25 protein-coding genes and 1 tRNA gene are annotated in these 23,572 nt (G+C 38.4%); 11 read left to right on the top strand and 15 right to left on the bottom strand.

The window, feature by feature from the left end:
• The first annotated feature begins 55 nt into the window (after positions 1 to 55).
• The 3 genes from I6E70_RS13345 to I6E70_RS13355 are packed head-to-tail and all read left to right on the top strand — an operon-like array spanning position 56 to position 4,223.
• On the top strand, positions 56 to 2,194 hold the full coding sequence (locus I6E70_RS13345) for a type I secretion system permease/ATPase (protein WP_197188902.1): 2,139 nt from the start codon (positions 56 to 58) through the stop codon (positions 2,192 to 2,194).
• Entirely contained in the window at positions 2,191 to 3,612 is a 1,422-nt protein-coding gene (locus I6E70_RS13350; RefSeq protein WP_024608819.1) for an HlyD family type I secretion periplasmic adaptor subunit, read from the top strand. Before I6E70_RS13345 ends, I6E70_RS13350 begins: the two co-directional genes overlap by 4 nt.
• A 23-nt stretch (positions 3,613 to 3,635) precedes the next feature.
• Complete coding sequence (locus tag I6E70_RS13355) at positions 3,636 to 4,223, top strand: response regulator transcription factor (protein WP_197188903.1); 588 nt, start codon at positions 3,636 to 3,638, stop codon at positions 4,221 to 4,223.
• Positions 4,224 to 4,245: 22 nt separating this feature from the next.
• On the opposite strand, the gene I6E70_RS13360 is transcribed toward I6E70_RS13355, so the two are convergent.
• The 3 genes from I6E70_RS13360 to I6E70_RS13370 form a co-directional block, all read right to left on the bottom strand.
• Positions 4,246 to 6,201, bottom strand: coding sequence for a bifunctional diguanylate cyclase/phosphodiesterase (locus tag I6E70_RS13360; protein WP_197188904.1), 1,956 nt, complete (start codon positions 6,199 to 6,201; stop codon positions 4,246 to 4,248).
• On the bottom strand, positions 6,201 to 6,908 hold the full coding sequence (locus I6E70_RS13365; protein ID WP_197188905.1) for a transglutaminase-like cysteine peptidase: 708 nt from the start codon (positions 6,906 to 6,908) through the stop codon (positions 6,201 to 6,203). The genes I6E70_RS13360 and I6E70_RS13365 overlap by 1 nt, the downstream gene beginning before the upstream one ends.
• A 147-nt stretch (positions 6,909 to 7,055) precedes the next feature.
• Positions 7,056 to 7,514, bottom strand: a complete 459-nt coding sequence (locus I6E70_RS13370; protein ID WP_008168853.1) for an LPP20 family lipoprotein — start codon at positions 7,512 to 7,514, stop codon at positions 7,056 to 7,058.
• A gap of 140 nt (positions 7,515 to 7,654) precedes the next feature.
• Between I6E70_RS13370 and I6E70_RS13375 the strand changes: the two genes are divergently transcribed.
• Complete coding sequence (locus I6E70_RS13375) at positions 7,655 to 8,848, top strand: flagellar assembly protein FlgT (RefSeq protein ID WP_121953504.1); 1,194 nt, start codon at positions 7,655 to 7,657, stop codon at positions 8,846 to 8,848.
• A 4-nt stretch (positions 8,849 to 8,852) separates the two neighbouring features.
• Here I6E70_RS13375 and I6E70_RS13380 read toward each other — a convergent pair whose 3' ends face one another.
• On the bottom strand, positions 8,853 to 9,755 hold the full coding sequence (locus tag I6E70_RS13380; RefSeq protein ID WP_169044261.1) for a LysR substrate-binding domain-containing protein: 903 nt from the start codon (positions 9,753 to 9,755) through the stop codon (positions 8,853 to 8,855).
• Between the two features lie 112 nt (positions 9,756 to 9,867).
• Here I6E70_RS13380 and I6E70_RS13385 point away from each other — a divergent pair, with 112 nt between their 5' ends.
• The 7 genes from I6E70_RS13385 to I6E70_RS13415 all read left to right on the top strand — a co-directional run bounded on the left by I6E70_RS13385 (position 9,868) and on the right by I6E70_RS13415 (position 16,129).
• A complete protein-coding gene (locus tag I6E70_RS13385) occupies positions 9,868 to 10,596 on the top strand; it encodes a glutathione peroxidase (protein ID WP_010553231.1) in 729 nt (242 codons plus the stop codon).
• An 82-nt stretch (positions 10,597 to 10,678) separates the two neighbouring features.
• On the top strand, positions 10,679 to 12,127 hold the full coding sequence (locus I6E70_RS13390) for a dihydrolipoyl dehydrogenase (protein WP_039484710.1): 1,449 nt from the start codon (positions 10,679 to 10,681) through the stop codon (positions 12,125 to 12,127).
• Between the two features lie 144 nt (positions 12,128 to 12,271).
• Positions 12,272 to 13,204 carry an exopolyphosphatase gene (locus tag I6E70_RS13395; RefSeq protein ID WP_024609032.1) on the top strand — a complete coding sequence of 311 codons (933 nt, stop codon included), beginning with the start codon at positions 12,272 to 12,274 and terminating at the stop codon, positions 13,202 to 13,204.
• 120 nt (positions 13,205 to 13,324) lie between these two features.
• A complete protein-coding gene (locus tag I6E70_RS13400; protein ID WP_197188906.1) occupies positions 13,325 to 13,918 on the top strand; it encodes a DUF4303 domain-containing protein in 594 nt (197 codons plus the stop codon).
• Between the two features lie 262 nt (positions 13,919 to 14,180).
• Positions 14,181 to 14,867: a hypothetical protein gene (locus I6E70_RS13405; RefSeq protein WP_197188907.1), complete on the top strand. Its 687-nt coding sequence runs from the start codon at positions 14,181 to 14,183 to the stop codon at positions 14,865 to 14,867.
• Positions 14,868 to 14,943: 76 nt separating this feature from the next.
• Entirely contained in the window at positions 14,944 to 15,180 is a 237-nt protein-coding gene (locus tag I6E70_RS13410; protein ID WP_197188908.1) for a glycine zipper domain-containing protein, read from the top strand.
• A gap of 133 nt (positions 15,181 to 15,313) precedes the next feature.
• Positions 15,314 to 16,129 (top strand): hypothetical protein, encoded by an 816-nt coding sequence (locus I6E70_RS13415; RefSeq protein WP_197188909.1) that lies wholly within the window; start codon positions 15,314 to 15,316, stop codon positions 16,127 to 16,129.
• A gap of 308 nt (positions 16,130 to 16,437) precedes the next feature.
• Here the strand turns inward: I6E70_RS13415 and I6E70_RS13420 are convergent, their stop codons facing one another.
• The 11 genes from I6E70_RS13420 to I6E70_RS13470 form a co-directional block, all read right to left on the bottom strand.
• Positions 16,438 to 17,037, bottom strand: a complete 600-nt coding sequence (locus tag I6E70_RS13420) for a YagK/YfjJ domain-containing protein (RefSeq protein ID WP_197188910.1) — start codon at positions 17,035 to 17,037, stop codon at positions 16,438 to 16,440.
• Between the two features lie 312 nt (positions 17,038 to 17,349).
• The gene (locus tag I6E70_RS13425; RefSeq protein ID WP_197188911.1) at positions 17,350 to 17,769 is read right to left on the bottom strand and encodes a hypothetical protein; all 420 of its coding nucleotides are present in this window, start codon (positions 17,767 to 17,769) and stop codon (positions 17,350 to 17,352) included.
• A gap of 52 nt (positions 17,770 to 17,821) precedes the next feature.
• Positions 17,822 to 18,265, bottom strand: a complete 444-nt coding sequence (locus I6E70_RS13430) for a hypothetical protein (protein WP_197188912.1) — start codon at positions 18,263 to 18,265, stop codon at positions 17,822 to 17,824.
• A gap of 31 nt (positions 18,266 to 18,296) precedes the next feature.
• Positions 18,297 to 18,701 carry a hypothetical protein gene (locus I6E70_RS13435; RefSeq protein ID WP_197188913.1) on the bottom strand — a complete coding sequence of 135 codons (405 nt, stop codon included), beginning with the start codon at positions 18,699 to 18,701 and terminating at the stop codon, positions 18,297 to 18,299.
• Positions 18,701 to 18,901 carry a helix-turn-helix transcriptional regulator gene (locus tag I6E70_RS13440; protein ID WP_197188914.1) on the bottom strand — a complete coding sequence of 67 codons (201 nt, stop codon included), beginning with the start codon at positions 18,899 to 18,901 and terminating at the stop codon, positions 18,701 to 18,703. Before I6E70_RS13440 ends, I6E70_RS13435 begins: the two co-directional genes overlap by 1 nt.
• Positions 18,902 to 19,046: 145 nt before the next feature.
• Complete coding sequence (locus tag I6E70_RS13445; protein ID WP_197188915.1) at positions 19,047 to 19,835, bottom strand: hypothetical protein; 789 nt, start codon at positions 19,833 to 19,835, stop codon at positions 19,047 to 19,049.
• A gap of 10 nt (positions 19,836 to 19,845) precedes the next feature.
• Positions 19,846 to 21,084: an integrase domain-containing protein gene (locus tag I6E70_RS13450; protein ID WP_197188916.1), complete on the bottom strand. Its 1,239-nt coding sequence runs from the start codon at positions 21,082 to 21,084 to the stop codon at positions 19,846 to 19,848.
• Positions 21,085 to 21,386: 302 nt separating this feature from the next.
• Positions 21,387 to 21,461 (bottom strand) — tRNA-Arg (locus I6E70_RS13455).
• Positions 21,462 to 21,533: 72 nt separating this feature from the next.
• Positions 21,534 to 22,208: a FlgO family outer membrane protein gene (locus I6E70_RS13460; RefSeq protein ID WP_121953500.1), complete on the bottom strand. Its 675-nt coding sequence runs from the start codon at positions 22,206 to 22,208 to the stop codon at positions 21,534 to 21,536.
• A gap of 8 nt (positions 22,209 to 22,216) precedes the next feature.
• Positions 22,217 to 22,918 (bottom strand): FlgO family outer membrane protein, encoded by a 702-nt coding sequence (locus tag I6E70_RS13465; protein WP_010553226.1) that lies wholly within the window; start codon positions 22,916 to 22,918, stop codon positions 22,217 to 22,219.
• 13 nt (positions 22,919 to 22,931) lie between these two features.
• On the bottom strand, positions 22,932 to 23,525 hold the full coding sequence (locus I6E70_RS13470; protein WP_121953499.1) for a FlgO family outer membrane protein: 594 nt from the start codon (positions 23,523 to 23,525) through the stop codon (positions 22,932 to 22,934).
• Between the last annotated feature and the right edge of the window lie 47 nt (positions 23,526 to 23,572).

Consider the following 23,572-nt stretch of genomic DNA (forward strand, 5'->3'; position numbering starts at 1 on the left):
AGTTTAGGTTTAGTAGTAACAACCGCATGCAGTTCTACATAACATTGGATGGTTTATGGAATTAAACGATGTACTTGATCATGGTGGCATACTCGTTGACTGCCTAGCAGTTTTATGTCGCCATCATGATAAAGAGTTTTCAAGAGAAGCACTATTAAATGGACTTCCTCTAACTGATGGAAATCTTACTCCATCAGGTTTTTCGCGCGCAGCAAAGCGCATTGGCTTTAAATCAAAAGTAGTTAATAAGCCACTACAAAAAATTAATACAGCACTGCTACCTGCCATCTTAATTTTAAAAGACAATCAAGCCTGTGTTATTAATTCTATTGATTACGATAAGCAGTTGGTGAGTGTAATTTACCCAGAGCTTACCGAATCAGTTATCGAACAGAGCATTGATGAATTAGCAGGCAACAGTGTTGGTTTAATTATTTATGCACAACCAGAATTTGCATTTGATGAGCGAACACCTGTACTTGAAAAACTATCAAAAGACGGATGGTTTTGGGGAGTAATTAAAGAGTGCCGCTCACTTTATAAAGACGTAATTATTTCAGCTATTGCGTTGGGCTTTTTGTCGGTTGCTATGCCTTTATTTGTAATGAACGTATATGACCGCGTAGTGCCTAACCATGCAACAGAAACCCTTTGGGTACTTGCCATTGGTATTTTAATAGCACTCACTGCTGACTTTGTTTTACGCTTAGTAAGAGGCTATTTTGTAGAGCTTGCTGCAAGCAGAATAGATGTCAAAGTATCGGCTGTAATTATGGAGCGGGTATTAGGTATGAAACTAAAAAACCGTCCATCATCAGCTGGCTCCTTTGCTAGCAATATTCAATCATTTGAAGCTGTACGTAACTTTTTTAGCTCCATAACGCTTGTCGCATTAGTCGACTTACCATTCGTAGTTTTATATTTAATTGTTATCGCCATTATTGGCGTACCTCTAAGTTTACCCATTATAGCGGGCGCACTTATATTATTAGCTTACGCTATAGCCGCACACCGCAAACTTGAAGCCCTTTCAGAGCAAACAATGAAAGCAAGCTCAATGCGAAATGCAGTATTAGTAGAAAGTTTAACCAACATTGAAGATGTAAAAAGTTTTCACTCAGAGTGTAAAACACAATCTGTATGGGAAAAGTCGACCATTTACATTGCGCAAGTAAACGCACAAAGCCGACTCGTTTCAAGCTCTATATCAAATACAGCATCGTGGATACAACAATGTGTAGGCGTGATAATAATGATAATAGGCGTACACCTCGTTATTGAAGGTGAGCTAACTCAAGGCGGATTAATTGCAGCCTACTTATTATCATCTCGTGCTATGGGCCCTATTGGGCAGTCAGCCGCTGTTTTAGCGCAATATCATCATGCCGCAATAGCAATGCAATCACTAAATGAGATTATGGAAAAAGAGGTCGAGCGCCCACCTGGTAAGCATTGGTTAAGCCACCCTATTTTAAAGGGCGATATAGAATTTAAAGATGTATGCTTTAAATACTCTGACGAATCTCATAATGCACTCAACGGCGTTAGTTTTAAAATTAAAGCTGGTGAAAAAGTCGCAATTTTAGGACGTAATGGCTCAGGTAAAAGTACATTAGAAAAGCTTATTTTAGGGCTATATGAACCCTGTTCAGGAGCAATTTTGATGGACAATAACGATATACATCAAATTGACCCTGCAGAGCTTCGCCATAATATTGGTTATGTACCGCAAACCGTTGCCCTGTTTTATGGGACCTTAAAAGACAACCTTACGATAAGCGCTTGGCATGCCAAAGACGAGCAAATTATTGAAGCCTGTGAGCGGAGCCAATTATTTGATTTAATTAATTCGCACCCAGACGGATTTGATTTACAAGTAGGCGAGCAAGGCCGCCAATTATCAGGAGGGCAACGCCAAGCTGTAGGTATGGCAAGAGCCATAATTAACGACCCTCCAATACTATTACTAGATGAGCCAACCTCATCACTAGATCATAATAGTGAAAGTAAAATTATTAATAATTTAAAGGGTTATTCTAAAGATAAAACCTTAATCGTGGTGACTCACCGCTCATCATTACTTGAGCTTGTTGACCGAATTATAGTTTTAGATAACGGAAAAGTAGTTGCTGATGGACCAAAACAAAAAGTAATTGCGGCGTTAAATAATAAAACCGTGGAGCAGGCCTCATGAGTGATAACAAAAAACCACTTGAACAACGCTCTTTTGAATCTGTTAGCAAAGCAATAGAAGCAAGAAAACAAGGTAAGCCATCCGTATTTAATAAACTATTTAAAGGATGGATTTCACCGCCAAATACTCAAGACTGGGTAGTAGATGCACAGTGGGAAAAAATGCAGCAGGAACCAGCAAGCGCTAGGTTACTACTTTATTTAATTTGCTTAACGTTTATATGCCTTATTGTGTGGTCTGGTTTTGCTAATTTGGATGAAGTTGCTCGTGGCGAGGGACGGGTTATTCCCTCTAATAAATTACAGCTTATTCAATCTTATGATGGTGGTATGGTCGAAAAAATAAATGTCCGAGAAGGCCAAATAGTAAACGAGGGTGATGTACTCATTAAAATAGACCCTACCCGCTTTATTTCTAGCTTTAGGGAAAATCAATCCAAGGTTGAATCGTTAAGTGCAAAAGTTGCGAGGCTCAGAGCGCTCACTCAAAAAAAGGAGCTCGTATTTAACGAAGATGTTATAAAAAATGCGCCTCAGGTGGTTCAACACGAACGCTCTCTTTATTTGAGTAACAGCCAAGAGTTGGAGCAACAGGTAAGTATTCACAAACGCCAACTAGAGCAGCGACACCAAGATTATATTGAAGCAAAAGCGGCACTTCAGCAGCATACCAGCGCGCTACGCTTAACAAACAGGGAGCTTAAAGTGACCCGCCCATTGTTACGCACCGGTGCTATTTCGGATATAGATATTATTCGTTTAGAGCGTCAAATAGTTGATTTAAACGGCGAGATAAACAGAACCAAAGCAGTTATAAATAGGAGTCTTTCGGCCATTAACGAAGCTAAAAATAAGGTAACCGAAGTTGAGCTCGTTATGATTAACCGCTGGAACAATGAACTCTCCGAAGCGCTACTGCGACTAGATTCAATTAAAGAAACTGAATCTGGCTTAGCCGATAAAGTAACTCAAACTGAAATACGCTCTCCTGTTAAAGGCACTGTACAACGATTATTAGTTAATACTGTTGGCGGTATTTTACAGCCAGGTAGTGATGTTATGGAAATTGTCCCGCTTGACGATCAACTTGTAGTAGAGGCAAAAATCCCGCCTAAAGACATTGCATTTTTACGCCCTGGGCAATCTGCAATGATAAAATTTAGTGCCTACGACTTTGCCGTATATGGTGGCCTTGAAGCCGAAGTATTACATATAAGTGCCGATACAATTACAGATGACCGCGAGAATACCTTTTATTTGGTGCAGCTAAAAACCACCAAAAATAATTTTTCAAAAGAGCTGACTATTATTCCAGGAATGACCACTCAAGTGGATATTATTACCGGTAAAAAAACCGTACTTGAGTATATTTTAAAACCGGTTCTTAGAGCTACATCGCAAGCAATGACAGAGCGTTAAAACATTTTATAAATGGAGAAGTAATGCGCCAAAGTATTTTTATTACACAGCCTGAATTTGAATCGAAACACTGGCATACAGCGTTTCCTGGTTGTTTGATATGCACAAAAGAACCACACAGAGTCACGGCATCAAGTATTATTTGGGTTTTAGCCGGCACACCTAATTGGCTTGAGCTTGTTAAAAAGTATTCTCAGCAACGTTTACTGGTTATCGTTATGACCAACGAACTAGAAATAAATCAACTAAGAAGTGCGCTTGAAGCAGGAGCTAGGGGGTACGTAGAAGCACTCGCTACTAAAGTAATTATTGAACAAGTACTTGAGACAATTTGTACTGGCGGAATATGGTTACCAGGGCAATTACTATCTAACTTAGTAGGAGCTTTATCAAATACACCGTTTAAATATGCGAGCACATGCGAGCTTGATGTACTCACAAGGCGAGAACGTCAAGTAGTTGATATTGTTGTAACAGGTGCAACTAATAAGCAAGCTGCAGAATCTTTAAATATTACAGAACGCACAATTAAAGAGCATATGAGCTCTATATTTAATAAGCTAAAAGTTCGCGACCGCATCCAATTAATGTTAGTTGTAAAAGGGCATTAACCGCACGGTTAATGCCTACTACTTACTCTTTAATAACCCCATCAAAGCCTAAGTTAATAAGTGTATCTATATCATCTTGGCTTGTTACACCTTGAGCCACCACTTTAATGCCAATAGAATGCGCTAACGTACATACTCCTCGCAGGAATGTTTGGTTATCTTGGCTGTAACTAATATTGTGTCCGTAAACGCTATCAACCTTAATCATTTCAAGACCAAATTCCTGAATTTTATTAATTTTAGTAAATTCAGGGCCCACACGTTTTAATGCTACCTTAGCGCCCATACATCGAGCCTGCTCACAAAAATCTTTAAATATCTCAATTTCGCTAACGGCAATACTTTCACGAATATCAAAACAAATTTTAGAGGCTAAATCAGGAAACGCCGAAAGGTACGTAAGAATCGAAGCAAGTGCAGCATCATCAAGTAACGTTTGAGCAGATAATTCAACCGAAATCAGTTCACTTGGTGGCTCAATACTATAATGAGCCACCAACGCCTTAATTAAACCCCAATCTAAACGCGCTAATAACTTTAATCGGTTAGCCCACTGGTAGTAGTAACTAGCACGGTATACTTGCCCACCAAGCTTTAGGCTCAACCCTAATTGATTTTGCATTACCTGCCCCGTAAAGCTCGTTACTGGGTAAGTATTTATTTCTAAATTATTATTGTTGAGTGCCTCTTCTATGGCATTTTGCCAACTAGTTGCATTATCAAACAGCTCACTTTCTTGCTTGATTTGAGCTACTTTTGCTTGTACATCAGATCGTTTACCCGATGATTTTAAAAGTTCATCCGCACGCTTTAATACATCAAATCGCGTATCGTCTTTTTGAATATAAGTACAGCTGTGAGGTATCGCTAGCTTAACGTTTTTATACTCTTCAACAAACGATTGATGCATCAATAAAATACGTTCACTGATTGCTTGAATATCATCAATATCACTAAATAAAACGGTAAAATCGCTGTGAGAAATACGTGCAATGTAATTTTCAGAAAAGTGTTCTTGGTTGCTTTCTAAGAAGCTAACCAACATCTGTGAAAATCGACGTAGAAAGTTAACCATTTCTACTCGTCCCACTTCCTCACTTACGCGATCGAGGTTAACAACCCTAAATAAAAACAAGGCACCATGGGCATGATCTTTTGATTTTTGTAAGTGAGCCTCAAGCGTTGCACCAAAATATTCTCTATTTGCTAAACCAGTTAGCTCATCGTGTTGCGATTTAAATCTAAGCTCTTCTAAACGTTTATTATCTTCTTTAATAATACGGCTAAAACGGGTAGATAACTGGTTCATTGATTGCACTAAACGTGCAAACTCAAATGTACGAGGGACGGTGGATTTAATAAAACGTTTTTCACCAAATGCATTAGCCTGATACACAACATCATCTAGTGGTTTTAATATCCTACTTAAAAAGTAAGCACTAACTATACAAGCAAAAAAAGCGACAATTAAAAAACTAAAAAATAGTTTAAGCGCACTTTCCCATAAGGCTTGCTCAGCATATTGACTGTGGCTTTCTATAAACAAAGTACCAAACTGCTGCCAACCATCATTTACTTGCCCAACCCCTGGCTGTACATTTAATCCATACATTGCTCTAAACCACTGCGGAGCCGTCGCTTCGAGTTCATCGGTAAACGTGCGTTTAACAATCACCTCACCATTAGGGTTTTGTAGTTCTATTCGCTTATAGTGACCGGTATCAAATGTGGCCGATACTAATAATTCAAGCTCAACGGGGTCTTTATCTAATTGGCTGATCATTAACGCGAGTGAACTGGCGTTATCTACATTTTTTAAATACAGCTGGGTCGAAAAATAACTTTTAGCCGAATTAGTGCTAATTAAAACACTACTTATAAAGCCTACAAAAATAACAATTAATAATGCAATCCACAGCTCTTGCCTGAGTGTTATTTTTCGTTTTTTAAGATACTTAGATAAGGAAAATGATGCCATTACCACATAACTCCTTCTTTGGTTGTCTGCTCCAAAATTTTACGCCAGCGTGAAAGTCTTGCTGTTGGGCTGGCTACACTTTTGGTTGAATTATTAGCCCATAAACCTTGGCTGTTAAAGCTAAAAACAGGGCTTAAATCTACACGTTTTGCAGCAGGTAAAACCTTTGTTATTAAACTGTCTAAAATAAGTGGCTGAGCGTTTGGTGTAGCAAAATAACCTAACACCATATGTGCTTGCGTTTTGTTAGTGCCCGCAATTTTTGCTTTTACATAAATAAGACGTAACTTGTCGTCGCTCACCCCTAGGGCTCTCAAGCTTATATACTTTGCTATTGCGTAATCTTCACAATCGCCTAAGCCTCTGCCTAACGTTTCTAAAGGGGTTGCCCAATAATCGTTTTGTTTCCATAGCAAAATATCAGTTTGATAGCGTAAATTACGCGCAAAAAAATCATTAACAATAAGAATTTGTTGTTGCTCTGGTTTGTTTTGAGTTTGTACCAACATACTTTGCCAGTTACGTGCAACAGCCGCTCGCGCAGGTCCATATTGTTGACCCATCAGCTCAATAAAGGTATTAAATTGAATAGTTAGTCGGCTTGCAAGCACACCACTAGAGAGTACAAAAAACAGTAATAGGTAGCGCAAATTGGCTTTGCACCATATAAATAATTTAGGATTTAAATGAGTTGGCTTAAACGCCATTTACAGAGCCACTGTTAATATAAGTGGCAATAAAATACATCTGTTGAGCACTACGCAATCTGCTTAAAAATTAATCCTAACAACAGCATAGCACTCAATATAAGAGGATGAGATATTTTGAATAACTTTTTTAATCAACTGGGTTATTTAGTAATAAGTTACTTTTTTAACTTCGCGTGGTTTTACTTCACCTATGTATAAATCGTGCACACGCTTCATATTAAGCTCAAGCTCGGTCACGTAAGTATCATCTACTGCGTAAGTTTTAATTATTTGTGCACCTTTAATAAGCCCCTGCACTTTACTTTCTAGGTAATCGTCTTGAGCAATTGAACCTTCCACCGTTGTTCCTGCGGTAATTTTTTGCCCATATACTTGTTCAGTAAGCTCGCGGTAAGCCTCAAGCTTAGAAGCTTTAATGGCCATAAGTTGTTTTTGCGACGCGTTAGCGCCTTTTTGCAAGCTAATAGGTGCATACCCTATCGCTTTTAAAACGGGGTAATTATTTGGCTCTACATATTTATATTCAACATGCTTATCAAAAACGCTGCTACAACCACCTAAGGTTAAACACCCAAGTGTAATAAGTAATGAAATTGCTCGCATAGCATCTAGCCCTTGTATAGTAATTAGCAGTACATATGCACGTTTAATGCCATTTATAGCATTACTAATAATTACCAAATAACATTGGTACAGTCCTTGCTCTACCTAGTTAATAGCTAACGTTTAATTGGAGTAAAAGTATGAAGTCGTTTTTATCATTGGCATTTGCAGGATTAAGTGTAACGGCATTATTAACCTTCTCCCCTTTTACTAAAGCACAGTGGTATGAATCAACGGGTCACGCGAACGTTCAAAATGGTGATACGAGCGCAGCTAAATCTGCCGCTATAAAAGATGCGATTACACAAGCGTTAGTGTTCTCTGGCGCACGGGTTAGCTCTGTACAAACCCTGGTAGATGGCGTGTTAATGCAAGATCAGCTAAAAATTAGCAGCCACGGCGAAATTCAAAAAATTGAACTAATCAGCGAAAATAAATACGACAATAAATTTGCCGTTACATTACGACTCGATATTTTTTCTCAAACAGAGCAATGCCCACAAAATAGTTTTAATAAGTTTGTGGCCGTTACACAAAGCCAACTTGTTCATCGTGAACACGCCAAAATGGGTCAAATATTTGACGTAAGCAAAGCGATTAGCAAAAATATTTTTACTTCCCTGCAAAAATCAAAAATGAGCGCAGTACCTATTGCTTACTATAATAATGCAATAAGCGTTGATAAATACTTTTCGCAGCAGCACGACTATTCAAATGCCCAATTAGAAGAAATATCTTCGCGCAGTAACGCTCAATATGTTCTGCTTAGCCAAATAACCAGCCTTTCGACTAGCGACAAACTCAATAACGATTATGCATTTTGGCAAGACGAGGCGTATGAGCGCAGTTACAACATTGAGTTTGCACTGTTTGATGGCACTACCTATGAGCAACTTTGGCAAAATAGTTACCATACTCAAGCAATTTGGCCATTTGAAAAAACAACCATAGTTGATGTTAATAGTGATAGGTTTTGGCAATCGCCTTATGGGCAAAGCATAACCGATATCAACCAATCAGTAAGTTATGACATTCAAGCAGCTATGGCGTGTTTACCTACTCAAGGTAAAATAATGCATATGGAAAATAGCAAAATCGTTATTAACTTAGGTAAAGCTCATGGGTTAAAAAAAGGCCAAATGCTAAGCATTGCGCACCATAACTATTTAACCGACGCGGCAGGTAATGTTATGCCACACACCATCACCACGCTTAATAAAATTCGCGTAGAGCAGCTTTATCAGCAAACTGCAGTAGCAGTCAGTATTGATGATAAACCACTACCTGGCGTGCAAATTAACGATGTTGTAGAAATAATCAGCCAAAACCTTTAAATATTTAATTAACTTTTTTAGTTAATTTAGCTTTTAAATTAGGGTGAGTCGATAACCACTCGCCCAATTGTTCTACACCAGATAAATGCGGATAATGCTTTCTGCATGCAAACACCACATTACGCTGCTGATTAGGGAATATAGGCAAGTAATCAATCCCTACACGGTCGGTACATGCCAACTTTGGTACAAATGTAATACCGTCATCCATAGCCACTAACGCTAATAATGTTTCTAAACTATTACCTTTATACTGGTTAGATACATCGACTCCTGCAGAAAAACAAAACTTTTGGGCTTGATCTTTAAAGCAATGGCCATCACTTAACATTAATAGGCTGCATCCTTGAAGATCGCTCAGCGCTACTTTTTTATGCTTAGACAGCGCGTTATCGTGTGATACCGCCACTAAAAAATCTTCTTTGTATAAAGCAACCGTATGGTAATTAATAAGCTCTGGCACATCGGCTAAAATAGCAAAGTCGAGTTCACCCTTGTTTAAAGCTTCTAAAATTGTTGCTGTTTGCATCTCAATAAACGAAAACTGGCTATCAATAAATGCCGCTTTCATCGATGTTAATAACGCAGGCAACAAGTAAGGCGCAATGGTAGGAATAATACCAATAGTTAATTTACCTTGTAGAGGCTCGTTAGAAGTAGCAGCAAGTTCTTTGAGTATTTGCGTTTGTTCTAAAATAATCTCTATTTGCGTCAACAAACGTTCACCTTTAGCTGTTAAGGTAACTTGCTTGGTTGAGCGATCAAACAAAGTAACGCCAAGCTCATTTTCGAGTTTTTTTACTTGACCACTTAATGTAGGCTGGCTTACAAAACATGCATCGGCAGCTTTGCGAAAATGTTTATATTGCGCTATTGCTTTTACATATTCAAAATCTTTTAAGTTCATATTCAGCTCTACGTGATAGTTTATAACTATCAGTTTAATACAAACAAACGATTGGAACTATATTTAATTATTCACCATAATGGCTATCAACAAATCAAGAGGAACAAAAATTATGTTAAACAATATCGAAGGTCAAACAATCCCAAGTGTTACATTTGCAACTCGTCAAAATAACGATTGGAAATCAGTAACAACAGATGACATTTTTAAAGGTAAAACTGTTGTAGTGTTTTCACTACCAGGTGCATTCACACCAACATGTTCATCAACTCACTTACCACGTTACAACGAATTAGCAGGCGTACTTAAGCAAAACGGCGTTGACGAAATCGTATGTTTATCAGTAAACGATACCTTTGTAATGAACGCATGGGCTGAACATCAAGAAGCGCAAAACATTACTTTATTACCAGACGGCAACGGCGAATTTACTGACGGCATGGGCATGTTAGTAGATAAGAACGACCTAGGCTTTGGTAAGCGCAGCTGGAGATACTCTATGCTTGTTAAAGATGGCGTGATTGACAAAATGTTCATCGAACCAGATTTACCAGGTGACCCGTTTGAAGTATCTGACGCAGACACAATGCTTGATTACATCAACCCTAAGCAAGCTAAACCAGAACCAGTAAGCATCTTTACTAAACCTGGCTGTCCTTTCTGTAAAAAAGCAAAAGAGCTTCTTGCAGAAAAAGGCTTCGCATATGAAGAGATTGTTATGGGTGCAGGCGCATCACTAACAAGCCTAAAAGCTGTATCTGGTCGTGACACTGTTCCACAAATATTCATTGGTGGTAAACACATCGGTGGTTCAGACGACTTAGAAAAATACTTTGCTTAATTAATAAGTAAATTAAATACCTAACGTTAGTAGGTAAAAAATAGGGGCTTTTATGCCCCTATTTATTAGAGGAAAAAATACTATGAAAGAATTGCAAACCGATGTTGTTGTTATAGGCGCAGGCACTGCTGGTTTAAGTGCTTATCGTAATGCTAAACAGTTCACACAAAATGTATTAATGATCGAATCAGGCCCATACGGCACCACATGTGCACGTGTTGGTTGTATGCCAAGTAAGTTATTGATTGCAGCCGCTGAAGCTGCACACGCAATTGAAATGGCACCTGCATTTGGTGTTCATAGCTCAAAGCCTATCATTGATGGCAAAGCAGTTATGGCACGCGTTAAAAGTGAACGAGATCGTTTTGCAGGATTCGTAGTAGAAGCCGTAGATGAATTACCAGATGGTGATAAAATTCGTGGTTACGCTAAATTTTTAGACACAAACCGCATACAAATAGACGACCACACAATTATTACAGCAAAACGCTTTGTAATTGCCACTGGTTCACGCCCTTCGTACCCTGGCGTATTTAATAACTTTGGCGACAAACTTATTATAAACGACGACGTATTTGATTGGGATGACCTACCAGAATCAGTCGCTGTATTTGGCCCTGGTGTAATAGGTCTTGAAATTGGCCAAGCACTTAGCCGACTAGGCGTAAATGTAAAACTATTTGGTGTAGGCGGCGCAATTGGCCCACTTACAGATCCAGTAGTAAAAGACTACGCAAACACTGTTTTTGCTGAAGAATTTTTTGTAGATACCGACTCAAACGTATCTGACATGATGCAAGTTGGCGACAAAGCACAGCTAACTTACACCGACAAACAAGGTGAAAAACACACCGAACAGTTTGACTACGTACTTGCAGCCACAGGCCGAGTACCTAACGTAGATAAACTAGGCCTTGAAAACACCGGCATTGAGCTTGATGAACGCGGCGTACCTCACGCAGACACGCACACAATGCAATGTGGTGAATCAAACATATTTATAGCAGGCGATGCAAGTAACATGCTACCACTGCTACACGAAGCATCTGACCAAGGTGCTATTGCAGGTCAAAATGCAGGGCGCTTCCCAGATGTACGTATAGGTCTGCGCAGAGCTAAAATTGCAGCTGTATTTAGCGACCCACAAATAGCAATGGTAGGCGAAAGCTACAAGCAAATTACTGACCGATTAGGCCCATGCGGTTGTTTTGAAGTAGGCGAAGTCAGCTTTGAAAACCAAGGCCGTAGCCGAGTAATGCTTAAAAACAAAGGTCATATGCGTGTATATGCGGAGCAAGGCACAGGCTTATTTTTAGGTGCTGAGTTTATTGGCCCACAAGCCGAACATATTGCTCACTTACTTGCATGGGCTGTACAAAACAAAATGACCGTACCAGAAATGCTTGATATGCCATTTTACCACCCAGTAATTGAAGAAGGGTTACGTACCGCCCTTCGCGACTTAAATGCCAAACTTAAATTTGGCCCAGACATTGTAAATTCATGTATGGAATGTGGCCCAGGCGCATAACCTATTTGCCACACATACAAACTTGCTAGCAAAAGCCAAAACTAACGTTTTGGCTTTTTTTTATAATTTTTTTAAGCTGACCTCTCAAAAAAAAATTTAGCTGTTACACTTAATTGATAATTCAATTAAAAAGATGGAATAGCTATGCCCAATAATAAATTTAGACTAGTCACTCGCAGCGATTTTGATGGCTTAGTTTGTGCCGTATTGCTTAAAGACTTAGACCTAATTGACGATATTTTGTTTGTTCATCCAAAAGACATGCAAGATGGCAAAATAGACATTACCGAAAACGACATTACCACCAACCTCCCCTACGTTGCAGGTTGTCACATCGCATTCGATCATCACCTTAGCGAAACCGTTCGTAACTCAAGCGACATAAAAAATCATATTATTGATCCAGAAGCCCCATCAGCAGCTCGCGTAGTTTATGACTATTATGGCGGCGCTGAAAAACTTCCAAATATTTCTGTTGAAATGATGGACGCGGTAGATAAAGGCGATGCTGCTCAGTTTTCAAAAGACGAAATATTAAACCCAACCGATTGGGTCTTAATGAACTTTATTATGGATGCGCGAACTGGCCTTGGTCGTTTTCGCGAGTTTAAAATTTCAAATTACCAATTAATGATGAAACTGATTGATGCGTGTAAAGATCAAAGCATCGAAGAAATCCTACAAATGGAAGACGTAGCCGAACGTGTTGCTTTATATAACGAGCATAACGAAAAAGCCAAAGAGCAAATTTCTCAATGCGCTACCGTCCATAAAAACTTAGTGGTTCTTGATTTAACCCAAGAAGAAACAATTTACGCCACAAACCGATTTGTTATTTATGCAATGTACCCCGACTGCAATATCTCGATTCATAAAATGTGGGGCCTTAAAAAACAAAACGTAGTGTATGCCGTTGGTAAATCAATCACTAACCGCAGCTCAAACACGAATGTTGGCGAACTGTGCCTTAAATACGGCGGTGGTGGTCATTTAAATGCAGGTACTTGCCAAGTAGAAACAAGTAAATCTGAAGCCGTACTTAGTGAGCTAATCGATACGATTACAAGTGATGGCTAATATTAACTTACAATAACCAGAGTCATATAATAGCTCTGGTTATTTTATTTTAGTAGAGTGAGTTTTAATCGCTCTCTTTTTCATATAAATTTCTGTAATAATAAAAGAAATAATGACCTCATGTTAGATACTAAAAACTTCGAAAAAACACTTTATCAAGATACCAAAAAAGCGTTTAAAAACATTATACAAAAATACGGTAACGATCTTTATGTAATGGGCTTTTACCACACAGGTAGCTACTCACTACTTCCAATGTTTAATACCTTATCGGATTTAAAAAAAGTATTTGAAGAAGAGTACGGCAATGATGTAAGTAGTTTCTACATGGCTAAATGGAATCCAGAAGACTACCCCACGTTTGAGGATTATTCCGAATACTTTGATGAAACAACTCTAGAGTGTCAAAAACTAGAAAACAGCATTGATTTGTTTCAATCAGATATAGAAGCAATGGATAATTGGCATCAATGGCTTACAACCATGGAGAAAGTGCTCATACAATTAGATACCGAAGGAATATTTTCAAATGGTATCGAACGCGAAAAAATTACTTTAGCAATACTCGCCTATGATGAAGAAGAAAGTATTCAATTTAAAAGAATCAAACGACTTAACCCACCAACTGTTCTAGCACAAATTCAAACTGACTTTGAAGCCATGATTACAGAGCGTGAAAAATGCGAGCAAGAAGTGTTAAATACCATTAATTAAAAATAAAACACGACTACATATACGCTATAAACAAAGTATAAGGAAGGGAGGTTAAAATATAACTCATTGATTTAATTGGTAGCCCCTGCAAACACCAAGTTAACACTTCAAATAACTGATAATAAACAAATTAATAAAACAAACAATCAACCGATGTAACTACCAGTGTAACTAAAATTTTTTGTCACAAATTTGCTAATATCATTTACAGCTCACATTAGAAGTGGAATTATTAAGCCACCAATAAAAAGGATAATTATTCATGGAACGAATTAAATTAATATTTAAGATAGCCGCCTACTCATCATTTCTGATACTGGTCATTTGGTACTCATCAGGCAGCATCCTAAAAAGTTATGACCTAGTACAAAACGGGAAAGTAACCACAGCTAAAGTAATAGCATATCAATACAGTGAATCAAGCGGACGCAAAGGCCGTACTAATAGGCACTATGACCACCTCATAGCTTTTAATGGACACAAAGGACTAATAGACTTCGGTGAAGAAGTAAAGGTTAGCACCCAGCTATACATCGTTTATAGCGAAACCAACCCCACAAACTTTGTAGCTGGCAAAAGCAAGCTTTCTGTATTCGAATATCTTAAACAAGAGCATGGTGTAGTTGGGATAATTGTCGGAGCGTTTATAGTCGTGTTCTTACCTTTGGAGATATTCGCTTTAACTAGGAAATTCCTATACCCACCGTGTAAAGCCAAGCCTACACAAACCGAAATAAGGCTGGAACAAATTGAAATTGATAACTCTCGAGTAAGATTGAAAAAACCGTTAAAAAGATCATTATCAATTGGCCTGGCTTCATTTATTCTATTCATAATTATTGGAGACCACGAAAGTCAGTATATTGACCTTATAATCACATCGGCCTCTTTCTCTGCCGCAATATTTATATTTGCATACATAGCCACGTACAAGCCAAGGAAGGGCTAAAACTATCAAATTGCATAATATCCATACATCAGTAAACTACCTCTTAAGTATCACTCAATATCATCGAGGCTGGCTCATGAGCTATTCAATTATGCAAGCGGGACAAAGCACTAAAAACAAAGCGACAGGATCATTAAAAACCCTTTCAGATTTAGAGCAAAACCGTGAAATGACAAATAATAATTTAGAGCAACAGCAGAAAAGCGCTCAAATGAGCGGCACTGCAAGCGGCGCCATGATTGGAACGCAAATAATGCCAGGCTGGGGAACAGCTATTGGAGCAGCGGTTGGCTTTGTAGCTGGATCACTTTAAATAACACATTAAGTTTAGTAACCCATACCTCCCCCATTTGTTATGCATAGAGCTAATACTGGTCGGTATATAATAATTCTAATTTTTAAGTAATTAAAAATCGATAAGAATACGTTTATACAAAGGAATGATCATGAGTAAAAAAAAGAACGATAACACAACAATAGTCTCTACATGTTTGTACGGGTTTACGATTGTCGTCTTGTTTTTTGTTGTTGCTTGGTATTTTTTTAGTTCTTTTAATTTTAATTTAGACGCCCCATTAAAGAATTGGGTAGATACTGCAAGCTACTTTAATGGAATATTAACTCCTCCGTTATTGGCTATTACCTCTATTTTTATTTTCCTCACTTGGCAGACAAGCAAAAAAGAACTTAAAGCAACTAACGATGTTTTAGAATTTGATAAAGCGATAAAGATTTTTAATGCGATGTTAGATAGTTCAACCAAGGCATTCGAACGAAAGATTTCATTTAAGCAAAAAAATCAAGCTTACAATAAGCTACTCAACGACAGTGCTAAAAATGAAAAAATGCGGCTATATGAAATACTTGAAGATGAACGTGCCAACCGTGAACTATCTAAGTACAGGTCTTGTTGTGTTCTAAAAGATTTTACTCATGAGGAATGTTTTACTAAATTTGGAGAACCTAAGTATGCTCCATCAACAGATATACATAATTTAGAGGATACAGCCCTAGTTCTCGCTCTATTTAAACATGAACTAATGAATCAATATTACATGGACTTACCAAAAGAAGAATTAGCTAAACCAATTCGTAGGTTCTTCGATATTTTAGATTTTATTGCAAGGTATAACGATAACCATGAGGTTCGTAATGCTCTTATCGATTTATTTCTCTTTAATATTGATGAGATGACATTAGATCTCCTTTCAGAGGGTCCATTGAATGAACATGAAATTTTTAACCTTATTCTCGAAAATTAACAACAACCATCTAACAAGCAAATTGCTAAAATTGTTTCTCGAACTACTCCAGATAGACGTGACAAATTACGGCAACAAAAAACATTGCCCGGTCTGTAAAGTTAATTTTCAACTAAGAGCTTACAGTGCCTTTTATTAGACGCCTAAAAAAACAAATCGTTTATTTAAGCCCTCATTTGTTCCGAATTAAATAACTTCCAAATAAAAAACAATGACTTGAAATTTAAATTGTTCCGCCATTTGTTCCGCACTGTTCACCCTGTCACACGGCTTAAAAGAGCCATAAAATCCATTCAAACCAAAACATCTCAAAACTCATTAGCCTTTAGCTTTATCCTACTAGCACCGTAATTTTTAGCCTGAGTAGCTTTGTAGCCCTTCCCACGCGCTTTGGCTAAATAAGATATACGGTAAATAGCCTCTTGCTGTGACTCCAAGCAATCGCGCTTCATGATGTAATAACAATTTTTTGGTACATAAGCCGAACCGTTAAGCTCGCCCCATATCTGTAAAACCTTCTTGGTTATACTGTTTGGATAGTTAACTTTTGACGCATCAAGCATAAGCGCATAGTGGTAATGTTGACGTTTTGCCCTCTCAAGCTCTCTACACCACACAAAACCAATACGACTAACCCCATATTGAGCCTTAACCCATTTAAACAGCCTACGGTTAAATACAGTGATGATTTTGTTATCTGGCGTGTACGACTCCATACGCAAATCAAAACGAATTAACATTACACGACTATGGTTGCTCAACATGGCCTCAATTTGGCCTAGCATAGCCCTCATAGGCTTAACCATTAGGCCACTTTTTCCAGCGTTTACCCACCACCCTTTTTCACCGTGGACAAAAATGTGTTCATACCCTTTATCATTGTTATTTATGGTTAGTTGGTTAGTCATTCATGAGCCGTAGATATTATTAAATACCCAGTTAATTGTTAGTAGCTACTATCCATAGCTATAACGCCTCTACTGGGGCGCATCTTCAAAAATAGCCATTTTTCGAGGGTAAAAAACCAACTTTGAATGTTCATATTATTTCACCAACAAAAAGTCATAAACGACAACGCACACAGCGATAGTATTCGCTTACATAAAAATACTGGTACATAGGTTTTTTAGGCTATTTTCTTAGGTGGGTTTCCCTTGGCCACGATCACTACCAAGGGATAATTCAAAGTTGATTTAATATGCTGGTGGCGCATATTTCTATTAAGCGGCCTGTTCATCAGAACGAGTAGACATTTTGCCTAATTCTTTTATAGCATCCTCAAGCAGACCATCCACCAGCCAAATTACATTACTCAGATGACCTCCAAGCAATCCGCCAAACCCCTCACTATTACGCAAAGCGTCCAGCACCGTTTTAGCCTGAATTAAAAGCTGCTCAAATTTCAATTGTTCTCTAGGGATTTCACCAAAATACATATCAACGCTATCCGTCAATACTCCCCCTATGCGCTCACTAACAGTCCAGAGTAAGTTTGCTAATGTGGTCTCTGTCATAGACTTGTAGTTATCATTAGCAGTAATAAACACTGTTAGGCTATGTACCTGACTTACCGCCCCATCAAGATAGTCAAAGTTGTCTGCCGAAATGCTAGCATCATATTTCATATTGTTTGTAGTCATTATCCTGTTCCTTATTAATTAAATTTATTACGTTGCTTTAAAATTCGATTGTTTAATGTACTTCCATCTTCAACAAGTTATCTTGCCAACCATTATCTCTTAGCGGCAAATCATTTACCGCCTTGTGACAATCTCTTAATAGACCCCCAGCCAAACTTAGCGCATAACTTGGTGAATCCTCCGCAATACTTTCACCGTTGTTATTTAGGCATCGTAAAGCGACTAAAATTGCGTTGGCCTGAGATAACCAGCTCCGAACCTTTATACGCTCTTTAGCCAAACCTAAAAGCGCATCATTTACTTGCCTTAAAATACAATCAATCCGCCCCATAGCCGCCTCCAGCATATAATTGATCACGTCACTCCCCACACTTTCGTACTCTCCTACACCAACAATCAAAGACACCAGCCCTTCAACTTCTTCAATTTGATAACTGATATAGGCCACTTCGTTAGCATCTGCCAAACTATCCTTACTGCTACCGCGAGCGCTCATAACCCGTCTCCTATAGTCAAACTTATAATGCTCATTGAAGTTTTTTAAAAGGTGCCAACAACTCCGCCTCTTGCTCCTGGCTTAATGCTCCTGCTTTTCGCCTTATTCGGCTCGCGTTAATCTCTTTCAAAATTGCCGCTGCTATTTCTGGTGATGAAAAACTATATCTAAGATGGGTACCTATACCGTCTGGGTTCTCATCATTAACTCGCGTTAATTCAAAACCATGTAAGCGCTCCAACTGCGTGAAATAGTTTCTACCACTGGATAGACCAACATTACGTAAAATATCGTTTTCTGTAGCGCCTGTGGGGTGCTGCAAAATATAAATAAATGCGCGTTCTTTCTTTGGCTGCGCCTTCGGCTTTTTTGGGCTATTATCATTGGCTGCTGAATTGGCTTGAGTGGCGGCTTTTTTGCCGCTGCCCCCTTTCATTAGGTCGCCCCTTTCACTTCATTAGCACTGGGTAAGCTTTCCATCCATTTTTTAATATCACTAGCAAGCCAGCCCATAGCCTTAATACCTAGCTTTTTTCTAGCAGGGAACTTACCCGCCTTTTCCCAGCGGTTAATCGTAGATACGCTAGCGCCAGTAATTTCCACAACATCATTTAATTTTAAAATTCTATCTGTCATCGCCTTTCACCTTCTATTCTATTTTATTGGGTCAAGGCGAATATTAAGGGCTCAAAAATAAATTACACGACAGCTAACTTTAGGTTTCTGATTTCAAAACTTAACTTTCTAAAAATAAACATAAGAATATGATTCAAAACAAAATTTACCTTGCTTTGTTCAACCATTCATTAATTATCTTTTCAATCGACACCTTATCTTGTGGAGGCTCCAATGTTTCAGGCCAAAATAGCTGTGCTTTGATTTCAACTAACTTAGCTACCTTTGCGCCAGCCACTTTACCTGTGGTTTTTGTTACACACTCCCCCCTAAATTCAGATAATACAGCTAATGCTGCCCCCAGTATTTCCATTCTTTCCCTATTACTTTTATCTATAATATCGAAACGATTATGAGGCTCTTTTTTTGGCTTAATTGCTTTCACTAATATTGCTACTTGATCAGCCTTAATTAATAAGTCATCAACTTGAGGGTGTATAGGGTGAATATGATGTACTTCAATTCCTTTATATTCTGTTGGCTCTTGATCTTTTAACTTCCAAACTTGCCCTTCCATATCTTCCACCAACCCAATGCTAGAGCTCTCATAGAACTGGTGATGATCATAGGGATCAATAACATTGCTACCCGCTTCAACATCATTATCTTTGAACTCTACACCTAAATGTAAAAGCAATAATTCATGAAAATACTCATCACAATGCTGTCGGTTCAACTTAAAGAAACCTTCTAATTTTTCTATATTTTCAGAGCTTTCCTTTTGATTTTTGCGCACTCCATAACGACTATGTCGTAACCCAAATAATTCAGTATAAAAATCAATTTTCCCTCTGTTGTAATGCCGAAATAAACGCTTTATTTTATCGCTATCGCTCATATCAGCTTTATCAAAAAGCATCTCTAACGCTTCATCTACACTAATAAATTCATCCATTAGCTAATCCTTAAACTACTTTTAAATGCTGATTGCCAGTGACCGAGTAATCACCCTTACTAGCCGCTTCAATATGAGCAGACCACCAGCACATCATTTTACGCCTGCGCTCTAAATAGTCGGTTCGGTTGTAAGCTGCGCGTACTTGGTTTTTATCAACGTGCGCTAGTGCTGCCTCAATTAAATCAGAGTCAAAACCTTGTTCATTTAGTGTTGTACTGGCAAGCGCTCGTAAACCGTGGGCTGTTTGCTTACCTTGTAAGCCCATTCGCCTAAGCGCTGCCCCTAAGGTCTCACGGCTTAAATGATTACGAGGGTTTCTATATGCAGGAAAAATAAATTCACGATGACCTGTGATTGGCTTCATATACTCAAGTAAAGATAGCAATTGAGGCGTAAGTGGTACGGTATGAGGTCGCTTTTTTTTCATTGTTTCCGCTGAAATATTCCACGTTTTATTTTCAAAATCAATCTCGTTCCAAGCAGCTTTCACAGCCTCCCCAGGTCTAACCATTGTATGTAGCTGCCATTCAAATAAGCATCTTGTAATTAGCTTGATGTTAGCGCTATTCACTATGCTAATAAGATCGGGTAATTCTTGCGGAGCAAAGCTATACATACCTGTATGGGTAGCACTATCAAACGCTTTGCTGATACCTCTTAAATTATTGGATTGTAGTCGGCCTGTATTAATAGCAAACTCCATAACCTCATTTATACGTCTACAAATTCGATTAAGAATATCTAACTTTCCAGCAGCAGCTAATGGCTTTAAGACTTCAATAGTCAATTGAGCCGAGAGTTTGCTAATAGGTATATCACCAACATCAGGGAAAAGGTGAATCTCAAACCCTCTACGCAGATTAAAAGCATATCTAGCGCTTACTTTTGGCTCCTTAAGCGATACCCATTCCCTAACCACTGCCTCAAATGTGCTCTTGGCCTCAGTTATCTTAGTGCTCTGAATTTTTTCTCTATATTCTTTAGGGTCAATATCATCAGCAAGTAACGCCCTTGCTTCGTCACGTTTTTTTCTAGCCGCTGCTAATGGTACCGCAGGGTAAACACCAAAACTTATTTGCGCTCGCTTTTTGATGTGCGGACGGTAGTAATTAAACAGCCACGTTTTAGAGCCATTCTTTTTTATACGCAAGCCTAACCCGCCACCATCCGACAATAGGTATTCACTTGCTTTTGGTTTCGCATTTTTTATCTGCGTATCATTCAAAGGGGTTGTTGCTCTTGCCATGTTTCACTCCATTACCGAACAGGTAGCTAGGCCTAAATGGGATACTAAAATTAAGATCCCATTCTTCCTTTAATTTTCATCCGCATAATTGAATTACAGCGGTTTTAGTTACATCAAAATCGATAAAACGATTCGGTGTAACTATGAGTGTAACTAAAAAGATGGAATATAAAAAGTGGTTATGGTGGGATATGGTAGAACTTGAACTTTAGGTATAACCAGCTATACCAAGCCATAGGCGATTAAGTTAGTCTTATATGGATGAATATGGAGTAGTATGAAATACAAACAAAAACGTAAGTTGGTAGCCCCTGCAAGAATCGAACTTGCAACTGCCCCTTAGGAGGGGGCCGTTATATCCATTTAACTAAGAGGCCACAAATAAGCTGTGTGCTTAGAGGTGTGAATTATAACGGCATCTGGTTTTTTATATCAAGCAACAACTGAACTTAATTGCTTGATAAGTATATATCTTCTTTATTTAGTACATAAATTGGGATTAGTTTTCGACTACTCGCGACGATTTTTTTTGTATGCGCGTTAATTACACGTGTATTTACAACAACAGCATCATGGCGATAAATTAATGTACCCGCTAATACATGGCTCGCCATTTGCTCATCACTAAGCTTTTCAATATCACGTGAAAAAGCAAAATCACCACGGCTATTTACATCTATTGTTTGGGTTGTTTTAAAATCAACCACGCCATAACCAAACTTTTGTAACTGATGAATTAACGTCTCAGATATTTGATTACCCAATTGATTACTTTTAGTAAGCGATGAATCAAGATCGACCAAGGTAGTAACGGCAATATTAATATTGGTGTCGGTATCACTTTCAAATTCAAGCGTATCAACCAAATCAAGTGCCATTTGCTCTACATAGTTAGCAAGTGTTTTATGGTGCTTAAGTGGTGTGAACTGCTGAGATGGATCGTATTCAACTTGCGATTGTATTGCTTGATTATTATAAGCAATATTAAGCTGATCATTACCACCGTTTACTGTGTAATCTGTTCGTGTTGTGTTTTCGTTATGCTCATTATTATGCGTCATTGAGCAGCCTGTTAACCCAATTAAAGTAGTAAATCCAACGATAGTAATTAGTATATACGACATAGTTAGCCTCACTTGCTTGCTTGCTTAAGCATTATGCCATCAGTGCGGTAGTTACTATTAAGTGCATCAACAACTGACTGCGGAATAAAACCTTGCGCAGTGCCTACTACGGCTTTGCTTTGCAGCCCAATAATACGTGCATTTACAAGGACTCCTCCTTGACTACTCACTAATGTGCCAGCGAGTACGTATTTAAAGTTTTGATCTTGGTTAAGCTCTAAATAATCTCGACTAAATACAAAGTCTCCTTCAGGTGTAACACGCATGTAGTCGGTTGTTTTAAAGTCAATAACGGGTATGCCAAAATTATGTAGCTCGTGCATAAAACTTTCTGATATTTGATTACCCAGTAAACTACTGTCATTAAAATCATCATCTAAAAATACAAAACTTGAAACAGCTAATGGTGTTTTTCCATTAACATATTGCAGATTTTCAACCATGTCTTGCATTATCCCGCGTACATAATGGTTTATGTTCTTTCGCATTGGCGGAGTCGGCTTAGTATGACTATTTTTTTGAGCAAAGTCCGATTGAAATAAACGGTCATTGGATACTGGATCTGCAACATCACGCTGATTATTAACGAGTTGCGTTGTTTGGTTATTATTTTGAACCTGGGTCTCATCCGTACCTGTATTCATACCATTTAGTATATGCGAACAGCCAAAGCCCAAAGGTAAACAGAGGGTAATTAATAGATTTCTCATTTTGTGCTCCTGGTTAGTATTCGCTGCGGTATAAGTAGCCATCGCGTTGCTGTATTTTTTCATTACCCCACATCACATTAATTGGGATCTCGGTACTTCCCGCAGAGAGCACCTGTTTATTTTCTATATTCACAAGCCGTGCATTAACTATGTATGCATGCTGCTGGCGAGTCACTGTTCCTGTGATAACTAAGTCAATATTTTGGCGATTACGTAATTTACTTAAATCGCGACTTAAAATACTGTCTGAGTTTTCTGATAAATAGAGGTTATTCCCAAGTCTGTACTCAACCGTGTGATAACCTAGTTGCGTAAATTGTGTAAGCAGACTTTCTTGGATCTGCTGACTTAAGCCTGAGGCTTGCCCTGTCACTAATTTTGTATCTAGTGCATCTGCATAAAAGAAGCTACTAACGCCAACACGTGCATTAGCATTTAATGCTCCATTTAGGTGGTTAAGTTGCGACGTTAAATTAACTACATAGTCATCAACAGTAAAAGGAGCCATGGCCGCTTTAGGTGCATCTGTAGGCACACTTGGTTCTGGCGGTGGCACCAAGTTACAAGCAGCTAAATTTAAAAATAATAAAGGCAGTAAAAGGCGCATAATTGCCATCCTCTTCAAAACATACTGAGGATGAAGCAATTTGTATG

Source organism: Pseudoalteromonas sp. NGC95, assembly GCF_015864705.1.
Classification (GTDB): Bacteria; Pseudomonadota; Gammaproteobacteria; order Enterobacterales; family Alteromonadaceae; genus Pseudoalteromonas; species Pseudoalteromonas arctica.